Source organism: Streptomyces sp. URMC 129, assembly GCF_051386415.1.
Classification (GTDB): Bacteria; Actinomycetota; Actinomycetes; order Streptomycetales; family Streptomycetaceae; genus Streptomyces.
The window spans coordinates 1-1,124 of record NZ_JBPQTQ010000281.1; the positions used below are offsets into that span (position 1 = coordinate 1).

Sequence of the window (1,124 nt, forward strand, 5' to 3'; positions counted from 1 at the left end):
TCCACGCAGTCTTACCCACGCTTCACCCTGCCCATGGCTAGATCACTCCGCTTCGGGTCTTGGGCATGCTACTCAAACCGCCCTCTTCGGACTCGCTTTCGCTACGGCTACCCACCAACAGGTTAACCTCGCAACACACCGCAAACTCGCAGGCTCATTCTTCAAAAGGCACGCAGTCACGACAGCAGACACAAGTGCCCACTGCGACGCTCCCACGGCTTGTAGGCACACGGTTTCAGGTACTATTTCACTCCGCTCCCGCGGTACTTTTCACCATTCCCTCACGGTACTATCCACTATCGGTCACCAGGGAATATTTAGGCTTAACGGGTGGTCCCGCCAGATTCACACAGGATTTCTCGGGCCCTGTGCTACTTGGGAAACCCTCAAGCGAGTTACAGACATTTCAGCTACGGGGGTCTTACCCTCTACGCCAGGCCTTTCGCATGCCCTTCGCCTACACCTGTAATTTCTTACTCGCCGACCGTCCGGCAGAACGATCAAGAAAGCTCCCACAACCCCGCCTGCGCAACCCCTGCCGGGTATCACACACAAACGGTTTAGCCTCCTCCGGTTTCGCTCACCACTACTCCCGGAATCACGGTTGTTTTCTCTTCCTGCGGGTACTGAGATGTTTCACTTCCCCGCGTTCCCTCCACACCGCCTATACATTCAGCGGCAGGTGACAGCCCATAACGACTGCCGGGTTCCCCCATTCGGACACCCCCGGATCACAGCTCGGTTGACAGCTCCCCGGGGCCTATCGCGGCCTCCCACGTCCTTCATCGGTTCCTGGTACCAAGGCATCCACCGTGCGCCCTTAACAACTTGGCCACAGATGCTCGCGTCCACTGTGCAATTCTCAACCAACAACCAGTCAGCCGACCAAGCCCGTCAAGACCCAGCCGACACCGGCGAACCGAAGACCAACCGCTCATGCGGCCGTGCCCTCAGACACCCAACAGCGCGCCCGACACCACCACCCCACCAGACCCGCGTTCCACACCCCCCAAAGAGAGGCAGTACTGACAAGCCCGGACAAGCCGGCAGCGCCGAATAGTCAATGTTCCACCCATGAGCTGGCCCCCACGAGACACTCGCCCGCGGCAGGCACTGCGCTCCTT

The 1,124-nt window shown here is 59.3% G+C and carries 1 rRNA gene; it reads right to left on the bottom strand.

Features of this window, described 5'->3' with window-relative positions:
• Window positions 1-834 (bottom strand): 23S ribosomal RNA (locus ACSNOC_RS27770); the annotation flags it as partial.
• Window positions 835-1,124 lie beyond the last annotated feature (290 nt).